20 protein-coding genes are annotated in these 22,829 nt (G+C 32.7%); 12 read left to right on the plus strand and 8 right to left on the minus strand.

From position 1 onward, the window contains the following. The first annotated feature begins 191 nt into the window (after nt 1-191). Both CHAB381_RS05265 and CHAB381_RS05270 read left to right on the plus strand, forming a co-directional pair. Nucleotides 192-740: a porin family protein gene (locus tag CHAB381_RS05265; RefSeq protein ID WP_012108980.1), complete on the plus strand. Its 549-nt coding sequence runs from the start codon at nt 192-194 to the stop codon at nt 738-740. 11 nt (nt 741-751) lie between these two features. Beyond that, a complete protein-coding gene (locus tag CHAB381_RS05270; RefSeq protein ID WP_012108981.1) occupies nt 752-1,201 on the plus strand; it encodes a DUF4410 domain-containing protein in 450 nt (149 codons plus the stop codon). A gap of 993 nt (nt 1,202-2,194) precedes the next feature. Here the strand turns inward: CHAB381_RS05270 and CHAB381_RS05280 are convergent. The 4 genes from CHAB381_RS05280 to CHAB381_RS05295 form a co-directional block, all read right to left on the minus strand. After that, nucleotides 2,195-3,763 (minus strand): inorganic phosphate transporter, encoded by a 1,569-nt coding sequence (locus tag CHAB381_RS05280; RefSeq protein ID WP_012108984.1) that lies wholly within the window; start codon nt 3,761-3,763, stop codon nt 2,195-2,197. Between the two features lie 472 nt (nt 3,764-4,235). After that, nucleotides 4,236-4,751 (minus strand): hypothetical protein, encoded by a 516-nt coding sequence (locus CHAB381_RS05285; RefSeq protein WP_012108986.1) that lies wholly within the window; start codon nt 4,749-4,751, stop codon nt 4,236-4,238. Between the two features lie 102 nt (nt 4,752-4,853). Then, a complete protein-coding gene (locus tag CHAB381_RS05290) occupies nt 4,854-5,912 on the minus strand; it encodes a tyrosine-type recombinase/integrase (protein WP_012108987.1) in 1,059 nt (352 codons plus the stop codon). Nucleotides 5,913-5,921: 9 nt separating this feature from the next. After that, nucleotides 5,922-8,444, minus strand: a complete 2,523-nt coding sequence (locus CHAB381_RS05295; RefSeq protein WP_041570497.1) for a YhdP family protein — start codon at nt 8,442-8,444, stop codon at nt 5,922-5,924. Between the two features lie 77 nt (nt 8,445-8,521). Between CHAB381_RS05295 and mltG the strand changes: the two genes are divergently transcribed. The 9 genes from mltG to CHAB381_RS05340 all read left to right on the plus strand — a co-directional run bounded on the left by mltG (nt 8,522) and on the right by CHAB381_RS05340 (nt 17,523). Then, entirely contained in the window at nt 8,522-9,460 is a 939-nt protein-coding gene (mltG, locus tag CHAB381_RS05300) for an endolytic transglycosylase MltG (RefSeq protein ID WP_012108989.1), read from the plus strand. 99 nt (nt 9,461-9,559) lie between these two features. Beyond that, nucleotides 9,560-11,758, plus strand: a complete 2,199-nt coding sequence (locus tag CHAB381_RS05305; protein WP_012108990.1) for an NADP-dependent isocitrate dehydrogenase — start codon at nt 9,560-9,562, stop codon at nt 11,756-11,758. Beyond that, entirely contained in the window at nt 11,755-12,648 is an 894-nt protein-coding gene (locus tag CHAB381_RS05310) for a lactate/malate family dehydrogenase (RefSeq protein WP_012108991.1), read from the plus strand. The genes CHAB381_RS05305 and CHAB381_RS05310 overlap by 4 nt, the downstream gene beginning before the upstream one ends. After that, on the plus strand, nt 12,645-13,808 hold the full coding sequence (sucC, locus tag CHAB381_RS05315; RefSeq protein WP_012108992.1) for an ADP-forming succinate--CoA ligase subunit beta: 1,164 nt from the start codon (nt 12,645-12,647) through the stop codon (nt 13,806-13,808). Before CHAB381_RS05310 ends, sucC begins: the two co-directional genes overlap by 4 nt. Continuing rightward, nucleotides 13,808-14,683, plus strand: a complete 876-nt coding sequence (sucD, locus tag CHAB381_RS05320; protein ID WP_012108993.1) for a succinate--CoA ligase subunit alpha — start codon at nt 13,808-13,810, stop codon at nt 14,681-14,683. The genes sucC and sucD overlap by 1 nt, the downstream gene beginning before the upstream one ends. Before the next feature lie 9 nt (nt 14,684-14,692). Next, nucleotides 14,693-15,001: a 4Fe-4S dicluster domain-containing protein gene (locus CHAB381_RS05325; protein ID WP_012108994.1), complete on the plus strand. Its 309-nt coding sequence runs from the start codon at nt 14,693-14,695 to the stop codon at nt 14,999-15,001. A gap of 4 nt (nt 15,002-15,005) precedes the next feature. After that, on the plus strand, nt 15,006-16,127 hold the full coding sequence (locus tag CHAB381_RS05330; RefSeq protein WP_012108995.1) for a 2-oxoglutarate synthase subunit alpha: 1,122 nt from the start codon (nt 15,006-15,008) through the stop codon (nt 16,125-16,127). Between the two features lie 2 nt (nt 16,128-16,129). Further along, nucleotides 16,130-16,975: a 2-oxoglutarate ferredoxin oxidoreductase subunit beta gene (locus CHAB381_RS05335; protein WP_012108996.1), complete on the plus strand. Its 846-nt coding sequence runs from the start codon at nt 16,130-16,132 to the stop codon at nt 16,973-16,975. After that, entirely contained in the window at nt 16,972-17,523 is a 552-nt protein-coding gene (locus CHAB381_RS05340; RefSeq protein ID WP_012108997.1) for a 2-oxoacid:acceptor oxidoreductase family protein, read from the plus strand. The genes CHAB381_RS05335 and CHAB381_RS05340 overlap by 4 nt, the downstream gene beginning before the upstream one ends. 528 nt (nt 17,524-18,051) lie before the next feature. On the opposite strand, the gene CHAB381_RS05345 is transcribed toward CHAB381_RS05340, so the two are convergent. The 4 genes from CHAB381_RS05345 to CHAB381_RS05360 all read right to left on the minus strand — a co-directional run bounded on the left by CHAB381_RS05345 (nt 18,052) and on the right by CHAB381_RS05360 (nt 21,118). Further along, nucleotides 18,052-18,273, minus strand: a complete 222-nt coding sequence (locus CHAB381_RS05345) for a hypothetical protein (protein WP_012108999.1) — start codon at nt 18,271-18,273, stop codon at nt 18,052-18,054. A 343-nt stretch (nt 18,274-18,616) separates the two neighbouring features. Continuing rightward, nucleotides 18,617-19,186, minus strand: a complete 570-nt coding sequence (gene recR, locus CHAB381_RS05350) for a recombination mediator RecR (protein ID WP_012109000.1) — start codon at nt 19,184-19,186, stop codon at nt 18,617-18,619. After that, nucleotides 19,176-20,447, minus strand: coding sequence for an ArsS family sensor histidine kinase (locus tag CHAB381_RS05355; RefSeq protein WP_012109001.1), 1,272 nt, complete (start codon nt 20,445-20,447; stop codon nt 19,176-19,178). The genes recR and CHAB381_RS05355 overlap by 11 nt, the downstream gene beginning before the upstream one ends. Continuing rightward, entirely contained in the window at nt 20,444-21,118 is a 675-nt protein-coding gene (locus CHAB381_RS05360; protein WP_012109002.1) for a response regulator transcription factor, read from the minus strand. The genes CHAB381_RS05355 and CHAB381_RS05360 overlap by 4 nt, the downstream gene beginning before the upstream one ends. A 107-nt stretch (nt 21,119-21,225) precedes the next feature. Here CHAB381_RS05360 and dnaJ point away from each other — a divergent pair, with 107 nt between their 5' ends. After that, entirely contained in the window at nt 21,226-22,305 is a 1,080-nt protein-coding gene (gene dnaJ / locus CHAB381_RS05365) for a molecular chaperone DnaJ (RefSeq protein WP_012109003.1), read from the plus strand. Nucleotides 22,306-22,829: the final 524 nt, after the last annotated feature.

A 22,829-nucleotide genomic window follows, 5' to 3' on the forward strand; every position in this document is an offset into this window, starting at 1 on the left:
AATTTCACGCTTAAAAAATAGTATTTTTCACAAAAAATCAAATTTCAAATCGGTAGAAAAACTAAATTTAAATCCATTTTTAATAAATTCCTAATTTTCTTGTAATAAAAAAAATAAAATCCAAAAATTTTAAGCTTTAATTTATATATATATATATAATGCGATTCTAATTTATTTTTAAGGAGTATAAAATGAAAATTTTATCTGGTATTTTGATTGCAAGCTCAGTGCTTTGCAGTGTTGCTTTGGCAGAAAGCGCTTTTATGGGCGTTGAAGCAAGCTATGGCTTTACTTCTAAATTTTCAAGCGATTACGGCGATGTAAAAGATCACAGCATACCTACACTTGGCATAAAAGGCGGTTATGATTATGATTTTAAAGCTAAAGTAAATGAAGACGAAGACAAAGTCGAATGGACAAAACACGCAATCACACTAGGCACAGACTGGACACCTGCAATAAATGAAAATTTCAAATTCCTTCTTGGCGCTTACGGCGGTCTTGGAATTTTGGATTTTAACGGCGAAGCTACTTATGACGATTATTACGTAAAAGTAGACGAAACCAGTGTCGGCTTTCTTATCGGTGCAAGAGTCGGCGGTTTGGCTGAAATTGACGAGCACAATGAAGTTAAGTTCGGTTTTAAAACAAAGTGGTCTACTTACAAAGACTTTGAATATATTGACGATATAGATAATACCGTATATGAAATATATGCAGGATATAACTATAAATTCTAAAAACAGTCATGATGAAAAAATATATTATTTTTTTACTGATATTCGCCATTAGCGGTTGCGGTACCAAAATATACAATGAAAATTTGCCGCAACAAAATCAAAAATATCTCGGTGCCACAGCAAAATGTGATGACAACGAGATAAATAAGAAATTGGAAACCAAAATAAACGAACTCTTAAAAAAAGAAAAAATTCCAGCTACAAACGATTTATCAATCAATTGTAATTTATTAAAATTTGATGAAGGAAACAGAGCGGTTCGCTATTTAATCGGTTTTGGAGCGGGCGCTGCAACAAGTAGCACAAATATAAAGCTTTACAACAAAAATCAAAACATTGTAGGCGAATTTGACATAAACGCTACAATGGGAATGGGCGGATTTGGTGGCGATGCCGAAGAAGTGCTTGATTTTACGGCACAAGAAGTCATAAATCGCTTAAAAGCTAAAAATTTTATTTAACAGTTTGCGCTAAATTCAGCGCAAACTTTTTTATTTGATCTTACACAATTACATTTTTTTATTAAAGTCTGATTTTTAGATTTTATGCAACTTAATCGTATTTTCTATCTTAATAAATCTTTTAATATCGCGCAGCGAATTTTATTTTAAAAATCACAAAAGCCATAATATTTAAGCATAAAATTTTAGGCGTAAACTACTATTTTAAGGCTAAATTTAAAAATTTTAACTATTTTGATAATTTTACGCGACGGAAAAATTTTTAATATTATAATTTAGCGCGATGATTTTACCCGCCATTTTAAACATCTTTGTAAAAAATTCTGTTTAGAACGTTTTATTTAGAAATTGTGTCACTGCAATTTGAATATTTTTTGACGAATTTTTTTATGACAATGTATCTAAAATCCGCATTACTTTGCAAAATTAAGAACTCATTATACGGCGATTTCATTTTTATAATAGACTTTGCAAATTCTTTTATCACGGAAATTTATAATAAAATTTTATTTCGCGTAGATAAAAAAAATATATTTTTAAGAAGCTGTTTTTTTTTAAAACACAAATTTTAATTTCACTGATTTAATTTTTTACGGTAAAACGAATTTATAGACTAAACTCTAAATTTCAACGTTTCCCATCTAAATAATAAGCTAATACCTCATAGCAACTCTTCGCTTGCATTGTTATCAAATTCTACGTCAAATATTTTAAACGCTTTTAACGATATCCTTTTAGATTCAAAGACATCTTTGAAGCATATCAGCAAATAAAAACATTTTGCCTGATTTCCTTTATCGCATTGTTGTTTCAAATAAGAAGTAAAATTTAAGCACTCTTTTCATCACTTTTAACCAAACAGCCATCAAGTGTCTTGTCAAAATCCACAGCAAAAGCAGCTTTAAAGATTAAATAAATTAAAGTCTAAATATCTTCAATCAAAATTTACGCAGAAATTTTATGCAAAACCGACAAATTTTACATATTTTATTTTTAAAACAGATTTCTGAAAATCATAAATCCGACAGAGCTTAAAACGGCAGCTGCAGGAATAGTTATAATCCATGCAAGCAAAATAGGTTTCATAAGTCCCCAATTAGCATTTTTATTTACTACCCCGATACCTAAAATCGCACCGATTAAAATGTGAGTTGAGCTGACAGGAATTCCAAGCACAGAAGCCAACATTACCACACTTGCAGCTGAAAGTTCGGCAGAAAAACCGCTTGCCGGGTGAATTTTGGTTAAATTTGTTCCGACTGTGGCAATTACTTCTTTTCCGACAAACCAAAGCCCTACTATTAAAGCAACACCAAAAGTTACCATTATAGGTATTTCAACAGCGGCTTTAGCATTGATTTCACCAGTGGCAAGCACATCTATAATCGCAGCGAACGGACCGACTGCATTTGCAATATCGTTTGAACCATGAGAAAATGCAAAACCTGATGCCGTAAAAACTTGAAGCCAACTGAACATTAAAAATGTAGATTTGGATAAATCTTTGCTTCTAAGCGTTTTTGCCAAGATATATGTCGCCATCCAAATGACAGCACCACACATCGCTACACTTAGTCCTGTTTGGAGCGTGCTAAGACCGAGATGTAAATTTTTAAGACCTTTAAAAAGCAACATTGAAGCAATTACAATAGAACCAAGCGCAGCAACTGCCGGAACCCAATTTTCAAGAGCCTTGTGCGTTTTAAGTTCATCCTGTTTTTTTGAAATTTCATTCATTTTCTTGTAATATTCGCTTTCAATCTCATTTGCATCATAATTATCATTTTGACTAATCAAATCAAAATCTTGAAGCATTGTTTGATTGATATTGATTTTTTCATTTTCGCTTAATTTTTCAAATTTAAGTTTATAGGCTTTTTTATATGCTTTTTTCTCGACTTTCAGTTCATTTATTTTCTTTTGAGCTTTTTCGTTATAATCAAGTATATATTTTTTAATCGCGCCGTATACTAAAAAAGAAACGATTCCTCCAAGCAATGGCGAAGTAATCCAAGAAAGCACAATTTCCCAGATCTTGCTCCATTTTACAAGTGAAGCAGGTGTAATTTCAGGATTATTTAAAATCACGCCAAGCGTCATACCGGCCCCTACAATTCCACCGATAATTGCGTGAGTAGTGGAAACAGGGAGTCCTTTTTTAGTGGCGAAAAGTATCCAAAGTCCAGCTGAAATAAGTGAACTCATCATTATAAAAATAAAATCAAACGGACTCAAATTAATTCCGTTTAAATCAATAATTCCGCTTTTTATCGTTTCGGTAACATCAGCTCCTGCTAAAACTGCGCCGCTAACTTCAAAAATTGCAGCAACACAAAGTGCTTGACGAAGAGAAAGAGTTTTGGCGCCGACACTGGTTCCAAACGAATTCGCAACATCGTTTCCGCCGATATTAAACGCCATGAAAATACCGAAAAGTGCCGATAAAATAAATATTGTTTTGTTTCCACCTTGAATAAAGCCAAATCCCCAAATCACAAAATATATGCTAAAACCGACTAAAAGCCCTCCGAAAAACAGGTCAAGTTTTGTTACTTTTCCCATAAAATTCTCCTAAAATTCACTGAATTACATCGGATTTTACAAGCATTTGATTACAAATTAAAAACAAAAATCAACTGAAATTTCATTTAAATTTCAAATTTCTAAAAAGTTTTCAACAATTCAATCTCTTTACAAAATTTTAAATTAAGTGCTAAATATAAAAAATTCAAAGAGCTAAGATAAATAAAAATTTGCCGCCATAAATGATTTTCATATTAATTGTAATGTATCTGAATTTTAATAAAGGAAGCGGATATATAAAATTTTGTAAGTAAATTTTACTGTAACATACATAAAGGAAATTTGATAAGCACTATGTTGATATTTTACGGAATATGTAAAAAGTGCCTGATTGCAAGACAAAAAGCCGTATCTAAGCTAAAAATTTTATATAGCGGATTTTCGTTAATTTTTAACGAAAATCTTACTAAAACGATGTTTAATAAAAATATGTGATATTTTTAAATATATTTTATTTAAGTTCTTCTAATGTTTTTATAATATCTCTCACAAATGCGTCTATAGCACTGTTTTCATAACTATCATCTTTGTTTTGTCCGACAATTGTTTTTAAATTACCGAAAAATCCAGGATCATACATAGATTCATTCAATGCATAATCTCTTAAAATTTGACCGTCTCTTATGATTTTAATCTCATATGATACAAATATTCCACCTATTCTATCGCTTGGAAACGGCGTAGCCTCTCCACCGAACATTCTTCTGTGCCATACGCTGATTTTAAGTTCATCTTTAGAGCTTTGATTCAACAAATTTTCTTTTTTAAGTAAAGACTTTAAACCTTCATTATACTTTGCTTCCACACTCTCTTTTGATTGGTATGTAAATTTAGTCGGATTGTGTGCTTGAATATGATTGTATTCAATTTTGTCAAATTTATACGCATCAGCAATAGGAATTTTAGGCTGCGAACTTGCACAACCTACAAAAAATAGAGCCGTAAGAAAAATTAAAATTCTTTTCATTTTATATCCTTTAAAATATTTTTAAATTTGCAAATAGATATTACATATTTTTTGCTTAAAAAAATATGTAAAATAATTACTAAAATACTTTCAATTTTTGAATCATTCGGCGAAATCTTCCGCTACTTTTGCCGCCAGGCGCAGTTTTTGACTGTCAAAATGCGTGTAAATGCGACTTGTATCAAGGCTTGCGTGTCCTAAGGCTTCCTGAACCAAAACGAGATCTTTTTGCTTTTTGTAAAGCATCGTCGCAAATGTATGGCGAAGCATATGAGCTCCGTTTTTTTCTTTTCTGATTCCTGCGCTTATTAAAATTTTTTCTACTATCCTACTTATATATGCCTGAGTTAGCGGTTTTCCTTTGGCATTTACAAGTAAATATCCGTCTTCATTAAGATAATTTATGCTAAGCGCTTCGATGTGTTTTTCGATGAGGTGTTTTTTTATCATCACGACACGATATTTGTTGCCTTTGCCGCGAATTCTTAAAATATAAATTCCATTTTCTTCACTTATATCTTTAAATTTCAAATTTATAGCCTCGCCGACCCTGATTCCTGTATAAATTATAATTTTTACGGCAAGCATATTACGATTTGTATTTTTTCCGAAATCCGCTTTTTCAACCGCTTCCAGGAAAATTTTAAGTTCATCTTCGCTTAAAAATTCAGGCAATTTTACACCTTTTTGTCCGCTAATTCCGCCCCAGTTTTTAAGTGTAACGCCGAAATTATGCGATTTGCCGTTTTCCTCATTTTGAGAATCCAAAAAACCGAAAAAATTTATCATCACAACGCGGTAGTTTTTTTTGGTTGCATCACTGAGCCCGCCGGTAATTACAGCTAAAATTTCACTGACAAGCTCTTCGTCAATTTGAGAAATGCTTTTTAAATTATATTTTACGACGGCATTATAAAATTTTAAAAGCGGCTGAATATATGTGTTTATTCCGGTCAGTCCGATATTTCGCGCATTTTTTGTGATTTTTTTAAGCTCATCGGGGTTCATATCATTTTCAAGCAAAAGATTTATTTGTGCAAAAGTTTGCGGATTTTTAACCTCTTTGTTTGAAAGCGAGCTGAACTTGAATTTTACAAATTTTCTTATCCAAAAAAGAAATGATTCTGAGAAATTATCCTTAAAATCCAATTTGTATTTCATTTTTTATCCTTATTCGAAAATCACAAATGGAAGCATTAGAGTATTTTTTATCAAATTTAACGGCGTAGAAATTATATCCTGCGCGATTTTGGTTTCAAATTTCGGCTCATTTATACTGCCTCTGATTTCGATAATCGTGCTGATTTTGCGATCTTCGCCCAAAAAAATCTGATTTATCAAAGGAATTTTACTTATAAAATCGCTCGCGTCCTTTAAATATTTTAACTCCAGATCAACTTTTATATCGTCTTTATCAAGATCTATTATGCCGCTTCCGCCGATATCCGCGCTACTTCCTAGCAAATTTACGGCTGATATTTTTACAATCTTTCCCAATCGCTCAAAATAAACTTTTCCATCGCTGACTGTAAATCCTTTCGAGTTAAAATCAGGTATTTTTAAGCTTAAAAGTGATGGAATGGAATTTATAAGCGAGAGCAGCCTTTGATAATAAACGTAATCTTTTATATAAGTATTTTTGGCGTCTATTTCGCCTCTGTAAAATTTATCACTCATACCTTTTAATTTTAAGCTGAATTCCCCTCTTTCAACACTTTCCCGTCCCAAAAAATCGTTTATATCTTTACTTTCCAAATTTTGTGCATATATTTGCAAATCTTTATCTCTTTTAAACATAAAAGTTCCTTTTGCAAATTTTCCGTTCAGTTCGCTTGACTGCGGCGTAATTTTGCCACTGTAACTTTTAAAATTCAGTGTTTTATTCAAATCGTCAATAAAAATTTTTGAATTAACTCCTATAAAATTTAAATTTAAATTCTGCTTTTTATCATCACTCGCTTTTATATGCACATCCAAATCTTTTATGCTTAAAATTGAGTTTTTGGCATTTTTTGTAAAACTTATTTTTTCATCGTCGCTTTTAACTTCCAATGCGCCGTTTTTTATTAAAATTTTAAAATTCGCCGTATCATATGATAAACCGTTTTGACTGAAAATGCTGTCAAAATACGTATTTTCGGCATTTATAGCAAAATCCGAAAAATCTTTTGTAGTAATTTTCACATTTGAATTTTTTACACCGATATCTTTTAAAAGTGAAGAAAATTTTATCAAATGCGAAATATTGATTAAATTTATTGAATTTTGCGCTCCGAACGAAAAATCCGCGCCAAGATTTTTAAATTTTAAAATCACATTTTTGCCTTTAAAATCAAGCGAAATTTTATCGTTAAAATTTTTTAAAGATAAAATTTCATTCGGCAAGTTTATGCTTGCAAAATTCGCGTCAAAATTCCCGCTATCCGTATCAAAATCAATATTACCGTTTATGTCCGCATTAAAAAATTCATTATTAAGATTAAAATTTTTAAGAAAAATTTTATTCTCTTTCAGTGCAAATTCACCGCTTTTGCTGTTAAACTCGGCATTGCCTATTGAAATTTTACTGTCTTTAAAAATAGCGTTTGCAAACGCTTTTACATTTTCAGTAGTAAAATCAATATCCAAAAGCACGTCTATTTCAGCTTTTCCGCTACTTTGAACGGCAGGATTTCGGATATCGTAAGCTTCCAGAATTTTATTAAATTTTACATCAAACGGTGCGCTTGTATGCAAATTTATCTTTATTCCGCTATCGTCATCAAAAATTTTATAAATCTCAACTTCGCTGTTTGTGAGATTTTTATCCAAATAAGTTGCATTTTCCATATTGAATTTCAAACTTTGATTTCTTAAGCTCACATTTGCCTCGCCTATCATCACGGCAGGCAATTTTTTATCAAATTTTACGCTTACATTTTGCAAAATTCCATCCGCTAGAAAATCATCCTTAAAAATTTCACCGCTTTTTAAATTTATTTTAGCAACGAATTTTTTTATTTCATAATTATCGGCAATTATATTTCCGTATATCCAATTTTTCGTAGTTCGGCTCATATCCGTTTTTAAAGCGATTTCATCCATAAAATTTTTTATACTTTTAGCTTTTGCGTCCGAAATTTCAACGTTCAGAATTTTTAAATCACTTGTTAAACGAAGTTTTCCATTCAATTCGCTGCTTATAAAATTTCCGTCAAAACTGTAAATTTTATCTTTAAAATTTAAACTCGCGTTTCCTGTTAAACTTAGATTAAAATCATTTAAAACAAAGCTTTCAACATTAGTTTTTAAACCGTTTTCAACCGGTATAAGATATGATTTTAAAGAAATTTGCGGAGATTTAAAATCCAAAACGGAGTGATTGAATTTCAAGGCGAAATTTTGGTTTTTTAAAGATACGTTCTTTATGTCGATTTCATCAAAAAATTTATTTATTAAAGTAATTTTTTTAGTTATATTTAAAAGTTCGGTTTCCACATTTTCATTTTTATGCTTCACGGAAATCGGAATTTCAAGATCTTCGATTTTTAAAACCAAATTTCGATTTAAACCGATATAAAAACCGCTGACATTAAAATTTGAAATTTTAAAATTATCCACTTTTATGCCGATTTTAAGAGTTATCACAAAAACTGTCAATAAAACCACGATAAAAATGAGAAATTTAAATATAAAGTTTAAAATTTTATTCACATTTACTTCCTTGCGGCTTATTTTAACCAAAATTTTAAAAACTTTCATTATAATAATCAAAAATTCCGGAAAATTATATGAAATTTATCTCTTTTTTACTATTTGCCGTTGAGTTGTGTCTGATTTTTATGATAACGATTTTATTTGATTTAAACACAAAAATTCAAAATGAAAAAATCATTGAAATTCCGCAAGGTTCGGCAAAAAATGCGATTATAACGCTTTCGAAAAAATACCCTGATTTTAATATTTTCGATCCGTTTTTTTTATCAAAAATGGGAAAACTGAAATACGGACTTTTACAGATAACAGATCAGAATATAACCAAAATAGACTTTTTCTATGAGCTTGTTACGGCAAAACCTGCGATGAAAAGCATAACTTTGATTCCAGGGGAAACCACTTTGATATTTTTTCGCGAACTGGCGCAAAAAGAGAATTTAAGCGAAATTGTATTGAATGAGGAATTTAACGCTACTGCGCCTTTTTATGAAGGATTTTTAGTTCCTGAAACATACAAAGTAGCACTTAATGCAGACGAAAAAGAGATAATAAACTCTTTAGTGAGTGTTTCTAAAAAATTTCACGAAAATCTGAGTAGAGAGCTTCTTGGTGATTTTAATCAAACGAAATGGCACGAAATTTTAATAAAAGCCTCTGTAATTCAAAAAGAAGCCGCAAACAACGCTGAAATGCCGCTTATAAGCTCAGTAATCGACAACCGTCTGGCGAAAAATATGAAACTTCAAATGGACGGAACGCTGAATTACGGCGAATTTTCACATACCAAAATTACGCCTGAGCGAATTTTAAACGACAAAAGCAGATTTAATACTTATATAATAGATGGGCTTCCAAAAAATGCCGTTTGCGTAGTATCCAAAAATGCAATAACAGCTGCAATAAAACCCGAAAAAACGGAATTTTTGTATTTTATGCGAAACAAAAAAACAGGACTTCATGATTTCTCAAAAAATTATGGCGAACATCTGAAAAATGTAAGCAAACAACGTTGATAAAAGTAATCTTAAGAAGTTAGATTAGTTTTAAAATCATATTTTTTTTAATAGACTAAAAGATTATAATTATGACAATTTAATTTTTAAGGAGATCCGATGAGCGACATCATCTATACCTATACTGACGAAGCACCTGCGATGGCGACTTTTTCGCTTTTACCTATTATTAAAAGATTTTTAAAATCGGCAAATATAAATATCGAAACGATGGATATTTCACTAGCAGGCAGAATTTTAGCGAATTTCCCTGAAAATCTGAAAGAAAATCAAAAAGTTAAAGACTACTTATCTATTTTAGGAAAAATGACTGCCGAAAAATCGGCAAATATAATAAAACTTCCAAATATTTCAGCCTCAATTCCGCAACTTATAGCCTGTATAAAAGAGTTGAGAGAAAAAGGTTTTGATGTGCCCCAATTTCCTGCCGAACCTAAAAACGCGAATGAAAAAGAAATTTTCACGCGCTACCAAAAAATTTTAGGAAGTGCCGTAAATCCTGTGCTAAGAGAAGGAAATTCAGACCGCAGAAGCGCAAAAGCGGTAAAAGAGTATGCAAAAGCAAATCCGCACAAAAACGGTAAATGGGATAAAAATGTAAAAACAGAAGTTATGCATATGAACGGCGGAGATTTTTACAGTAACGAAAAAAGTATGATTGCGGATAAAAATTTAACTTTAAAAGTAGAATTTAAAGGCAAAAGCGGTGTAAAAATTTTAAAGGACAATCTTAAAATCCTAAAAGGCGAAGTCGTTGATGCGACATTTATGAGCGCAAAAAAACTTGATGAGTTTATTCTTAAAACGATTGATTATGCAAAGAAAAATAATCTTTTATATTCCGTTCATTTAAAAGCTACAATGATGAAAATAAGCGATCCTGTGATGTTCGGGTATTTTGTAAAAAACTTTTTTAAAGAAATTTTTGATGAATTCGGAAATGAATTGAAAAGCGTAGGCGTAAATGAGAATTTCGGTTTAAAAGATCTTTTTGCAAGAATAAAAGACCTACCCGTCTCTGTACAAGAAAAAATAGAGAAAAAATACAGCGAAATTTTAGAAAAAAGACCTGATTTATCTATGGTTGACAGTGACAACGGCATAACAAATCTACATGTTCCAAGCGATGTGATAATAGATGCTTCAATGCCTGCGATGATAAGAAACAGCGGAAAAATGTGGGATAAAAATGGAAATTTAAAAGAAACTCTTGCGGTAATTCCTGATGCATCTTATGCTGTGATTTACGATAGCATAATAAAGGAACTTAAAGAAAACGGCGAATTAAATCCCGCTGCAATCGGCTCTGTGTCAAATGTAGGACTTATGGCGAAAAAAGCCGAAGAATACGGAAGTCACGATAAAACTTTTATAATGGATGAAGATGGTGAAATTTCAGTTAAAGATGAAAACTGCGCTGAAATTTTTAAATTTAAAGTTGGAAAAGGCGATATTTTTCGTATGACACAAGCAAAACCTGACGCTATCAAAAACTGGGTAAAACTTGCCGTATCTCGCGCAAAAACAACAAAAAGTAAAACTATTTTTTGGCTGGATCCCGCTCGCGCTCACGATGCAAATATTAAAAAAATAGCTCAAAATGAGCTTAAAAATTATGATTTAAACGGACTTGACATAAAGTTTATGACGCCTTTTGAGGCGACAAAAGAGTCCGTCAAAATCATTCGTAGCGGAAAAGATTGTATAAGCGTTACCGGAAATGTTTTAAGAGATTATTTAACGGATCTTTTTCCTATTTTAGAGCTTGGAACAAGCGCTAAAATGCTTTCAATCGTTCCTTTGTTAAACGGTGGCGGACTTTTTGAGACAGGAGCCGGCGGCTCGGCACCGAAAATCGCAGCTCAGATTTTTAAAGAAAATCATTTACGCTGGGATAGTCTTGGCGAATTTTTAGCACTTGGTGTAAGTTTGGAATATTTAAGTGAGTTTAAAAATTGTGAGAATATTAAAATTTTAGCTGATACATTGGATAAAGCCGTCGCAAAATGGCTAAAAGACGATAAAGCACCTAGAAAAACCGTAGGTGAAGCTGATAACCGCACAAGCCATTTTTATTTTGCGATGTATTGGGCGGACGAGCTTACTAAAACAAAATTTAAAAATGATTTTGAAAAAACGGCAAAATCACTTCACGAAAACGAACAAAAGATTATGGATGAGTTTTTGAGCGCTCAAGGAAATGGCGCCGATCTTGGAGGTTATTACAAATTTGATGAAGAAAAAGCAAATTTGATTATGAGACCGAGCAAAACATTTAATGAGATAATAAACGGATGAAAATTTCAATCATAGGGGCTGGAAATATCGGCTCAAATATCGTTTCTCAGCTACTTTGCAAAGATTTTGAAATTAGTCAAATAGCATTAATTGATATTTTCGGTGATTTGGCAAAAGCAAGAGCGCTTGATTTATCGCATTTGGCAAGTGTTTATAACAAAAAAACTGAAATTTCAGGTTCAAGTGATGAAACGCTTCTAAAAAATAGCGATATTGTGGTAATCACAGCAGGTAAAACCAGACAAGCCGGGCAAAGTAGAGCCGATTTGTTAAACGATAATGCGAAAATAATCTCTTCTTGTGCTAAAAATGTGGCTAAATATGCACCTGAAGCAATTATCATTTTAATTACAAATCCAGTGGATACATTAGCATTTGTAGCTTATAAGGCAAGCGGATTCAAAAAGGAAAAAATTATTGCAATGGCAGGCGAACTTGATAGTGCAAGGCTTAGATATGAAATTGCAAAAAGTGAAAATGTAAATGTGACTGATATAAAAGCAAGCGTAGTCGGAGCTCATAATGACGAAATGCAAATTTTAGAAGATGAAATTTACAAATTCGGCAAAAAATTCAAACCGCAAAATTTAAGTTTGATAAAGGAAAATACAATAAACTCAGGCTCAAAAATTACCGCTTTGCAAAAAACTTCATCGTTTTTTGCGCCTGCAGCTTGCAGTGTAAAAATGATAGATGCGATTATAAATGACAAAAATGAAATTTTAATTTGCAGCGTTTTGGATGAAAACGAAATTCCTATCGGCAGATTTGTAAGACTTAATAAAAACGGTGTGGCTGAAATTTTGCCGTTTGATTACGGCGAAAAAACAAAATCAGGCTTGGAAAATATAAAAGGACAAATTTTAAATCTTAATAAGGGGAAAGTATGAATATACATGAATATCAAGCAAAAGAACTTTGCCGTGAATTTGGTATAAATGTTTCAAACGGTGCTTTGGCACTTAGCGCAGACGAAGCGGTTGAAGTCGCTAAAAAACTCGGTGGCAATGTTTGGGCTGTAAAAGCGCAAATTCACGCAGGCGGTAGAGGTCTTGGAGGCGGTGTAAAAATCGCTAAAAATTTGGATGAAGTTAAAAAATACGCTAATCAAATTTTAGGTATGACGCTTGTTACAAAGCAAACAGGTCCAAAAGGCAAACTTGTAAGAAAAATTTATATCGAGCAAGGTTGCAACATAAAAAAAGAATTTTATGTAAGCCTTACATTTAACCGTGCAAAAGAGCAAATCGGCCTTATCGCTTCTGCAAGCGGCGGAATGGGAATTGAAGAGGTTGATAAAAATTTAATTAAAACTCTCAATATAGATCCGCAAATCGGCTTAAAAGCTTTTCATGCTTATGAAGTCGGCGATTTCTTAGGTTTTGACAAAGATTTAAATAATAAATTTTATAAATTCTTAAACGGACTTTATAAACTATACATTGCAACAGACGCAAATTTAGTAGAGATAAATCCTATGGTTTTAACTGCCGAAGATGAATTTTTTGCGCTTGATGCAAAAATGGGATTTGACGATGCGGCACTTTTCAGACACGAAAATATCGCAGCTATGAGAGATTTAGACGAAGAAGAATCAAGCGAAGTTGAAGCTAAACAATACGGTCTCAGCTATGTAAAACTTGACGGAGATATCGGCTGTATGGTAAATGGTGCAGGACTCGCAATGGGTACAATGGATACGATTACATATTGCGGCGGAAAATCGGCAAACTTTCTTGATGTAGGCGGCGGCGCAAGTGCGGAAACAGTTGCAAAAGCATTTGAAATCATTTTGCGCGACAAAAATGTAAAATCTATTTTTGTAAATATTTTCGGCGGAATTGTTCGCTGTGATAGAATCGCAAAAGGAATTTTGGAAGCTACGAAGCTTACAAAAGTAGAAATTCCTGTTGTAGTTAGACTTGATGGAACAAATGCAAAAGAGGCTATTGAACTTTTAAAAGAAGCGAATATAGAAAACATATACAGCGCGCACGACCTTGAAGAAGGCGCAAAACTTGCAGTTAAACTAGTAAATGGAGAAAAATAATGAGTATTTTAGTTCATAAAAACACAAGAGTTATCGTTCACGGATTTACAGGTAAAGAGGCGACTTTTCACTCAGGTTTATGTATGGCATACGGCACAAATATCGTTGGCGGCGTAGTTCCTGGAAAAGGTGGCAAAGAGCATCTTGGAAAACCTGTTTTTAATACAGCAAAAGAGGCGGTTGCATCAACAAGAGCCGATACAAGCTTAATCTTTGTTCCTGCAAAATTTGTCGCAGAAAGCGTAATAGAAGCAGCCGATGCCGGCATAAAACTTGCTGTTGTTATAACAGAACATGCGCCTGTAAAAGATATGATTGAAGCAAAAAACTACGCAAACAAATGCGGCATGAAATTAATAGGTCCGAATTGCCCAGGAATCATAAGTTCTGATGAGTGCAAATTAGGCATTATGCCAAACTCGATTTTCAAAAGAAAAAGTGTAAATATCGGCTTAATTTCAAAATCCGGCACACTTACTTATGAAGGCGCAAACCAAATTTTAAATGAAGGATATGGAATTTCAACAGCCGTAGGAATTGGCGGAGATAGTATTATAGGTCTTACATACAGCGAAATTTTGCCTCTTTTAGAAGCCGATCCGGATACTAAAGCTATCGTAATAATAGGTGAAATCGGAGGAAGCCTTGAAATTGATGCCTGCAAAGTGATAAAAGAGAAAATCACAAAACCGATTGTTGCATTTATCGCAGGAGTCAGTGCACCAAAAGGTAAAAGAATGGGACATGCAGGGGCGATTATAAGTGGAGAAAGCAGCACTGCCGCAGGAAAGAAAAAAGCATTAAGCGAGGTCGGCGTTCACGTAGTAGATACTCCGGCTCACATAGGAACAAAACTTAAAGAAATTTTAGGATAAGGAGAAGGTATGATAAATCAACCGAAAGACACTGCCGTTTGGGTGGATGAATCTCGTTGTAAAGCTTGCAATATCTGTGTAAGTTATTGTCCAAGCGGTACTTTGGCAATGAAAGAAGATCCGAACGCCATTCAAGGTATGATGATAGAAGTGTTGGATCCTACTACTTGTATAGGCTGTAGGGATTGTGAAATACATTGTCCGGATTTTGCAATTTATGTAGCGGAAAAAGGCTTTAAATTTGCGAAACTTTCAAAAGAATCGCAAGAAAGAGCCGAAAAAATCAAAGCAAATAATTTTATGGCATTGAAAGGATAAAAATATGAGAGAAGTTATTGCAACGGGAAATATGTTGGTAGCAAGAGCTGCCGTTGAGTGCGGTTGCAATTTTTTTGGTGGATATCCTATCACGCCATCAAGCGAAGTTGCACACGAAATGAGTAGATTGTTGCCTCAATATAATGGCACTTTTATACAAATGGAAGATGAGATTTCAGGAATTTCAGTTGCACTTGGAGCTTCTATGAGCGGCGCAAAAGCTATGACAGCAAGTTCAGGCCCTGGAATTTCACTAAAATCAGAGCAAATCGGTCTTGGTTTTATCGCCGAAATTCCGCTTGTAATCGTAAATGTAATGCGCGGCGGTCCAAGTACAGGACTTCCAACCAGAGTTGCACAAGGTGATATTTTACAATCAAGAAACCCGACTCATGGCGATTATCAAAGCATATCTTTATGCCCAGGTTCATTAGAGGAAGTTTATAGTGAAACTGTTAGAGCTTTTAATCTTGCTATGAAATTTATGACTCCCGTTTTCTTGCTTTTAGATGAAACATTAGGTCATATGCAAGCAAAAGCCGTATTGCCTGAACTAAAAGATTTAAAAACAGAAAAAAGAGCTGAGTTTAACGGTGATCCTAAAGATTATCTACCTTATCAGGCAGACGCCGATAAACCTGCCGTTTTAAACAAATTTTTCACAGGCTATCACTATCATATAACAGGACTTCATCACGGCCCTACAGGCTTTCCGACAGAAGACGGTAAAATAGTTGATTACAGCATAAAAAGGCTTTTTAATAAAATCAACGCTCACAAAGATGAGATTGTAAAATACGAAGAGTATAAACTGGACGATGCCGAAATTTGCATTATTGCATATGGAAGCGTAAGCAGATCCGTTAAAACAGCTATTGAAAAATTGCGCGAAGAAGGTATAAAAGTAGGACTTTTCCGCCCTATTACTTTGTGGCCGAGCCCTGAAAAAGAGCTAAAAAAGATAGGTGGAAAATTTAAGAAAATTTTGGTTACAGAGCTAAATTTAGGTCAATATCTAGGCGAAATTCAAAGAGTAACTTTAAGAGATGATTTCAAAACACTTCTTAAAGCAAACGGCAGACCGATAAGCCCGACCGAAATTATAGAAAAAGTTAAGGAGTTTTAATTATGGCTTTCAATTATGATAAATATTTGCGTGTAAATAAAATGCCTACACTTTGGTGTTGGGGCTGTGGTGACGGTGTGATTTTAAAAGCGGTAATTAGAGCAATCGATAAAATGGGTTGGAATATGGATGATGTTTGCGTAGTAAGCGGAATCGGCTGTAGCGGCAGATTCAGCTCTTATGTTAATTGCAATACAGTTCATACGACTCACGGACGCGCTATAGCTTATGCAACAGGCATAAAATTGGCAAATCCTGATAAACATGTTATCGTAGTTACAGGCGATGGCGACGGTCTTGCAATTGGCGGAAATCACACAATTCACGGTTGCAGAAGAAATATTGATATAAATCACATTTTAATAAACAATTTTATCTACGGACTTACAAACTCTCAAACAAGCCCTACTACACCACGTGGTCTTTGGACTGTTACAGCGCAATACGGAAACGTAGATCCAAGCTTTGATGCGGCAAAATTGGCAACTGCAGCAGGAGCTACATTCGTAGGACGCGAAAGCGTGATAAACCCTGATAGACTTGAAAAACTTTTTGTAAAAGGCTTTTCACACGACGGATACAGTTTTTTTGATGTTTTTTCAAATTGCCACGTAAATTTAGGTAGAAAAAATAAAATGGGAGAAGCAACAAAAATGCTTGAATGGGTAAATTCTCGTATTACAACAAAAATTAAATACGACAAAATGAGCGAAGAAGAGCGCAAAGGACTATTTCCATGCGGCGTTTTGCATGAAGATAACGAGCATTTGGAATATACAAAAGCTTACGCGAAAGTAAAAGAAGCAGCTCAAAATAAGACAAAAATAAATTTTGAGGAGATAAAATGAACCAACTAAGATTTGTAGGCGTTGGCGGTCAAGGCGTTATTTTAGCAGGTGAAATTTTAGCTGCTGCAAAAATAGCGAAAGGCGGATACGGCGTAAAAGCTTCTACTTATACATCACAAGTCAGAGGCGGTCCGACTAAGGTCGATATAGTTTTGGATGATAAAGAAATTTTATATCCTTACGCAAATGAAGGTGAAATTGAGTTTATGATTGCCACAGCACAAGTCAGTTTCAACGCTTTTAAATCAGGCGTTAAAAAAGGCGGAACAATCGTAATTGAGCCAAATCTTGTAAAACCGACTGATGAAGACCGCAAAAATTTCAAAATTTACGAAATTCCAATCATCACAATCGCAAAAGAAGAAGTAGGAAACGTAATTACACAAAGCGTAGTGGCGCTTGCCATCGCGGTGGAATTTACAAAATGTATGGAAGCCGGTATAGTAAAAGATCAAATGCTATCTACAGTTCCTGAAAAAACACGCCCGTTAAACGAAAAAGCATTTGATTTGGGAATAAAATATGCCAAAGAAGCTCTTAAAAAGTAGTTTTTTGCAATTTTATAAATTTTAAAGGCGCTGTATTTGCAGCGCCTTTTTTTATTTAAGCTTAAAATTTAATTATAATTTTTTAAAAGATTTATCTCGCGATTATTTTTATTGTCATAAAAATTCAATTTTATTTTGCATAGTTTTTTTAAATTGTATAAAAAAATAAAGCTCATAAAAATACTTATTTAGAATTTCGGCTTATATGTTTTTAAAATTTTATATAGAATATCTATTTTATATCGTTATTATCCACTTTCAAAAGAAGCGGATAATAAGATAAAATCATAATAAATTTTTTATAAGGCTGCAAACATACAAATTGAAAAAACAGCAACAATAAATATAATTGCTATATAAATAACCCAATCGTTTGTACCGCCTTGAATTAATAACATTTCATCATCTTGCATTTCGAGACATTTTAAAAAATTCATACAAACAGAGTATTTTATACTCCGCAAACTACCCAAATCAATAACGGTATCCAACTTAAAAATATTGAACATATAAAAATCACGAGTGCTTCTATATAATTTTTTCTATAAAGAAAAAACCTCCAAAAAATCCCCACCAACTCCAGCTCCAAGTAATTTGAAATTTTATATAGCGTTTGCCGCTGCTATAAAAGAATTTTTCAGCCGCTCTTGCATAAAGCATCGTTTTTTGCGGTGTTTTAAGATACATATCCAGCTTTTTTCGTAACACGGCAGGTTCACGAAATATATCTTCCGCATATTTGCTCATCATTTGATGACTCCTTAAAAATAAAATATATTTGTAATTTTAATAATATATATATGCTTAAAAAATAAAAAATTTATATAAAATTATAAAAAAATAAGTTTCAAAGGCACTTTATTACAGCAAATTTTGAAGAGCAATGAAAAAAATTTATTGAAAAATATAATCGGTCGCTTTTAAAACTTTATATTTAGAAGTTAAATTTCAAATGGATAAAATTTTGGATATTTTTATTTTACAATTAAAATAAATTTCATAATATGACATAAAATCGATTTTTTATAAAATTTTAGATAATTTTCAGTTTTAAAAATCAGAATATGCGTTTTATTACAATTTATAAATAAAACTAAATTCCCACGCGATCTTTTAAGGCTTTGCTGAGCGAAATAAAATCTATACTATCCACGCTTACACCTGTTGGAATTCCTTGAGCGATTTTACTGAATTTCAGATTTGGAATTGAAATTTTATCTTCCACATAAAGCATAAGCATATCGGAATTTACTCCGGGCGTCATCGCGAAAATAAGCTCTTTTACGCCATTTAATTCAATCATTCTTTGAAGTTTGGTAATAATTTCGTCGCCTGAACTGTCAAGCACAAAATAAAGCCCGTCAAAAATCGCATTTTCTTCAAAAATTAAAATATCTTTCGGACTTTCTACAATGCAGATTTTTTCACGATCTCTTGAAGTATCGCAACAAACTTCGCAAATTTCATCTTCGCAAATTGCCCCGCAAACTTCACAACGTCTTAAATTTCGCACGGCATTTTCTATAGAATTTGCTAAATTAAGTCCTAAAAAAGGATCATTTATACTTATATGATAAGCATAACGCAGAGCCGACTTTTTACCGACTCCCGGAAGTTTTTCAAAAGTAGCCACAAGTTCGTCAAATTTTGTATTATTTTTCATTTTTGCTTTTTTTATTTTTTTGTGAAATCGCAGGTTTATCGAAAATCACACTAAAAGTATGCATATTGGCGCAATAACTATGCTCGAAGTGAAAATTATGCATAGCGCAAATTTTATCTATTATATAAAGTCCAAGTCCCATTCCGCTTACTTTTTCGGCATTGTTTCGCACAAAAGCCTGCTTATAATGTTCAAAACTCATAAGTAACGGTTTTCCTGTATTTTGCACACTGATTTTATCATTATCACAAATTATACGCACTTTTTTATCGTCGCTGTATTTTAAAGCATTGTCAATAAGATTTTTAAGAGCCAATGTAAAAAGCTGAAAATCAACATTTATTATAGCGTCTTCATTCATACAAACTGAAATTTTTTCATCAAAATTATCAAGCAGCAAAATATCTCGAACCTGCTCTAAAATAAGGCTGAAATGGCACTCTTGATATTTTAAAGCATAATTTTTAGATAAAAGCTGCTCAATTTTTGCAAATTCATTTATCAAAATTTCAAGTCTTTCAAAAACGCTGATTAGGCGATTTTTTTGCACTTCACTATCAATCATTTCACTGATTATTCGACCTTTTCCAATCGGAGTTTTAAGCTCGTGCATAATTGTTCTTAAAAATAGTTGGCGTGAGTATACAAGTTCTCTTATTTTAGAAACCGCCAAATTAAACTCATCGGCAAGTTCACCTATTTCGTCTTCGCGTTTTTTATCGATAATCACCACATCCAAATTTCCGGCGCCGAATTTTTTGATATTTTTTGTAAGTTTTTTTAGCGGTGAAAAACTTTTTATCATCGAAAGATAAAGATAAAAAAGCACAATGACGGTAAGTATAAATCCTATCCACAACGGATCGTTTAAATTTTGCGTGCCAAGACCTTCGAAAACAATTAAAAAAGTTTCGTTTTTAATTGTCAAATATATCGAACCGCCATATTTAATCGATTCAAAAATTCCGATAGGCGTATTTTGAGTAAATTCCTTTTCACCTGATGTTATTACATTTGTGACTATATTTTTATCCCGTACCAAATGAAAACCGAAATTTCTAAAATACTTTTCCAAATCGCTCGGCGGCGTAGCTTTTTCATAAAGCCCTAAAAGATAATTTATCGCATTAATTTCATTTGCACGGATATTTGTGTAAGCCTTATTGGTCTGCATATTTCCAAATGTTATAAAAAGCGCGCATACAAGGGCGAATGCGATAACAAAAATAATTGTTATTTTGCTGATTATAGAGTGTTTCATCCGATTAGTTTATATCCGATTCCTCGAACTGAAAAAATGTGAGTCGGATTTTTTGAATTATCGCCTATTTTTGCTCTAAGTCTTCCGATTATCACATCAAGACTTTTAGAATCTTTATCTTTTAAACTCTTGCAATGATAAACCAACTGTTCGCGTGAAACAGAAAAACTGTGTTGTTTTATTAAATATTCTAAAATTTCATATTCGGCAGGAGTTAAAGTAAGCGGCGCGTCATGAAAAAATATCTCGTGGCGTTTCTCGTCAATGCGAAAAGCGCTATCGACCACCACATTTTCCTCCTTTTGAGCGGTGCGTTTATAACGGCGAATCAGGCTCATTATGCGCGCATGCATCTCTTTTGGATCGTATGGCTTGGGTAAATAATCATCAGCTCCTATTTGAAGTCCTACTACTTTATCGCTTACATCACTTCTAGCAGAGCTTATTATGATAGGAATATCATATTTTTCGCGTATTTCTTTACAAACTTCAAGACCATCCATTCCAGGAAGCGTCAAATCCAAAATCATAAGATCAAAATTTTTAATTCCAGCGCTTATTCCAAGATACGGATCTTCATAATTTGTTACTTTAATATTAAATTTTTCCAAATATTCGGCTAAAAGTTGAGCAAACTCAGAATCATCTTCAATCATCAAAACGTTTATCATTTTTTATCCTTTTTAATTTTTAAGCCTTAACTATATCTAAAATTTATTAACATTTTAATAAAATTGGGTAAAATTACAAGTTTATTAAAATGTTAACGGAGTAAAAATTGAGCGATTACTATGAAATTTTAGGCGTTCCAAAAGACGCCGACAGCGACGAAATAAAAAAAGCTTTTAGAAAACTTGCACTCAAATACCATCCCGACCGAAATGCAGGCGATAAAGAAGCTGAAGAAAAATTTAAAGAAATAAACGAAGCTTATCAGGTTTTAGGAAACGATGAAAGGCGTCAAACTTACGACAGATACGGTAAAGAAGGATTAAACGGCGCTTTTGGAAATGATTTTGGAGGATTTGATTTCGGTGATATTTTTGATACGTTTTTTGGCGGCGGCGGTTTCAATAAATCTCGTTCGCAAAGATACGATGACGCTTACGATTTGGATAGCGAAATTTTAGTCAGTATAAGTTTTAAAGATGCATTTTTCGGTGTAAGCAAAGATATAAAATATAAAATTAAAAAACCGTGCAAAACATGCGACGGCACAGGTTCAAAAGATAAGAAACTAAACACCTGCCCGTATTGCGGCGGTAGCGGTAAAATAGTAAAAAGAAGCGGATTTTTAAGCTTCGCACAAACATGCCCTTTTTGCAAAGGTAGCGGTCAAATAGTAAAAGAAAAATGCCATGATTGCGCCGGAAAAGGATTTATCGAAGAGCAAGTAAATGTAAAATTTGACATTCCGAAAGGCGTAAATACAGGAATCAGAATCAGAATCGCAAAAAAAGGAAATATTTCAAAAAGCGGTGAAATAGGCGATCTTTATGTCGCTGTCCAAGTAAAAGATGATAAATTTTTCGTTAGAAGCGCCGACGATATTTACATAGAAGTTCCGGTTTTTTTCACACAGGCGATTTTAGGAAAAACCATAAAAGTACCTACAATGCACGGCGAAAAAGAGTTACAATTAAAAGTAGGCAGTAAAGACAAAGATCAATTCGTGATAGAAAAAGAGGGATTCGAAAATATCCGCACTAAAATAGCCGGAAATTTAATCGTTCAAATAAACGTGCAAACTCCTAAAAAATTAACTGACGAGCAAATAGAGCTTTTGGAAAAACTTCACGAAAGCTTTGATAAAACTGCGGACGGCATTTTTGACAAAATCAAAAATTGGTTTAAATAAAATTTTGTGGAATTTTTAAAATTTCACAAAATAAATTAAATGAAAATTTTATCTTAATTATCTTATTCTAAAATACAGCGTTTTTAAAAATCTTAACAACAGAAATCTTGCATTTTATTTCAAATTTTGTATTGGAATTTTATATTTCACTAAATGTGCGCTGTTAAATTTAAAGAAACATTTTTAAAAAATTTTGTTTATGTTTTTATACAAAACAAGCGACAAAGGTATCAGCATAAAAAATCAAAATATGCAAACAAAAAACTTTTAAACTTAAATATAAACTTTAGTTGGATTTATTGAAATCAACCGTTTTATCTTTTAATATATTTACAATTTTCTTTATCTTTATATTGCTGTTTTTATTATAAAATTTAATAAGCTATTTTAAAATAACTCAAATTTTATCGCCTTTGAATATCAAATCAAAATGATATTTTAGTTATATTTATAGTCTATAAATACCAATTTTCTATTTCATCGCATATATATTCGTTTTTACCGATTGGACTGTTTTTTAATGT

Source organism: Campylobacter hominis ATCC BAA-381, assembly GCF_000017585.1.
Classification (GTDB): domain Bacteria; phylum Campylobacterota; class Campylobacteria; order Campylobacterales; family Campylobacteraceae; genus Campylobacter_B; species Campylobacter_B hominis.

Excerpts from the sequence above, each read along its gene's own strand:
- CHAB381_RS05265 (WP_012108980.1), top strand. The coding sequence starts at position 192 with ATGAAAATTTTATCTGGTATTTTGATTGCAAGCTCAGTGCTTTGCAGT.
- CHAB381_RS05270 (WP_012108981.1), top strand. The coding sequence starts at position 752 with ATGAAAAAATATATTATTTTTTTACTGATATTCGCCATTAGCGGTTGC.
- CHAB381_RS05280 (WP_012108984.1), bottom strand. The coding sequence starts at position 3,763 with ATGGGAAAAGTAACAAAACTTGACCTGTTTTTCGGAGGGCTTTTAGTC.
- CHAB381_RS05285 (WP_012108986.1), bottom strand. The coding sequence starts at position 4,751 with ATGAAAAGAATTTTAATTTTTCTTACGGCTCTATTTTTTGTAGGTTGT.
- CHAB381_RS05290 (WP_012108987.1), bottom strand. The coding sequence starts at position 5,912 with ATGAAATACAAATTGGATTTTAAGGATAATTTCTCAGAATCATTTCTT.
- mltG (WP_012108989.1), top strand. The coding sequence starts at position 8,522 with ATGAAATTTATCTCTTTTTTACTATTTGCCGTTGAGTTGTGTCTGATT.
- CHAB381_RS05305 (WP_012108990.1), top strand. The coding sequence starts at position 9,560 with ATGAGCGACATCATCTATACCTATACTGACGAAGCACCTGCGATGGCG.
- CHAB381_RS05310 (WP_012108991.1), top strand. The coding sequence starts at position 11,755 with ATGAAAATTTCAATCATAGGGGCTGGAAATATCGGCTCAAATATCGTT.
- sucC (WP_012108992.1), top strand. The coding sequence starts at position 12,645 with ATGAATATACATGAATATCAAGCAAAAGAACTTTGCCGTGAATTTGGT.
- sucD (WP_012108993.1), top strand. The coding sequence starts at position 13,808 with ATGAGTATTTTAGTTCATAAAAACACAAGAGTTATCGTTCACGGATTT.
- CHAB381_RS05325 (WP_012108994.1), top strand. The coding sequence starts at position 14,693 with ATGATAAATCAACCGAAAGACACTGCCGTTTGGGTGGATGAATCTCGT.
- CHAB381_RS05330 (WP_012108995.1), top strand. The coding sequence starts at position 15,006 with ATGAGAGAAGTTATTGCAACGGGAAATATGTTGGTAGCAAGAGCTGCC.
- CHAB381_RS05335 (WP_012108996.1), top strand. The coding sequence starts at position 16,130 with ATGGCTTTCAATTATGATAAATATTTGCGTGTAAATAAAATGCCTACA.
- CHAB381_RS05340 (WP_012108997.1), top strand. The coding sequence starts at position 16,972 with ATGAACCAACTAAGATTTGTAGGCGTTGGCGGTCAAGGCGTTATTTTA.
- CHAB381_RS05345 (WP_012108999.1), bottom strand. The coding sequence starts at position 18,273 with ATGATGAGCAAATATGCGGAAGATATATTTCGTGAACCTGCCGTGTTA.
- recR (WP_012109000.1), bottom strand. The coding sequence starts at position 19,186 with ATGAAAAATAATACAAAATTTGACGAACTTGTGGCTACTTTTGAAAAA.
- CHAB381_RS05355 (WP_012109001.1), bottom strand. The coding sequence starts at position 20,447 with ATGAAACACTCTATAATCAGCAAAATAACAATTATTTTTGTTATCGCA.
- CHAB381_RS05360 (WP_012109002.1), bottom strand. The coding sequence starts at position 21,118 with ATGATAAACGTTTTGATGATTGAAGATGATTCTGAGTTTGCTCAACTT.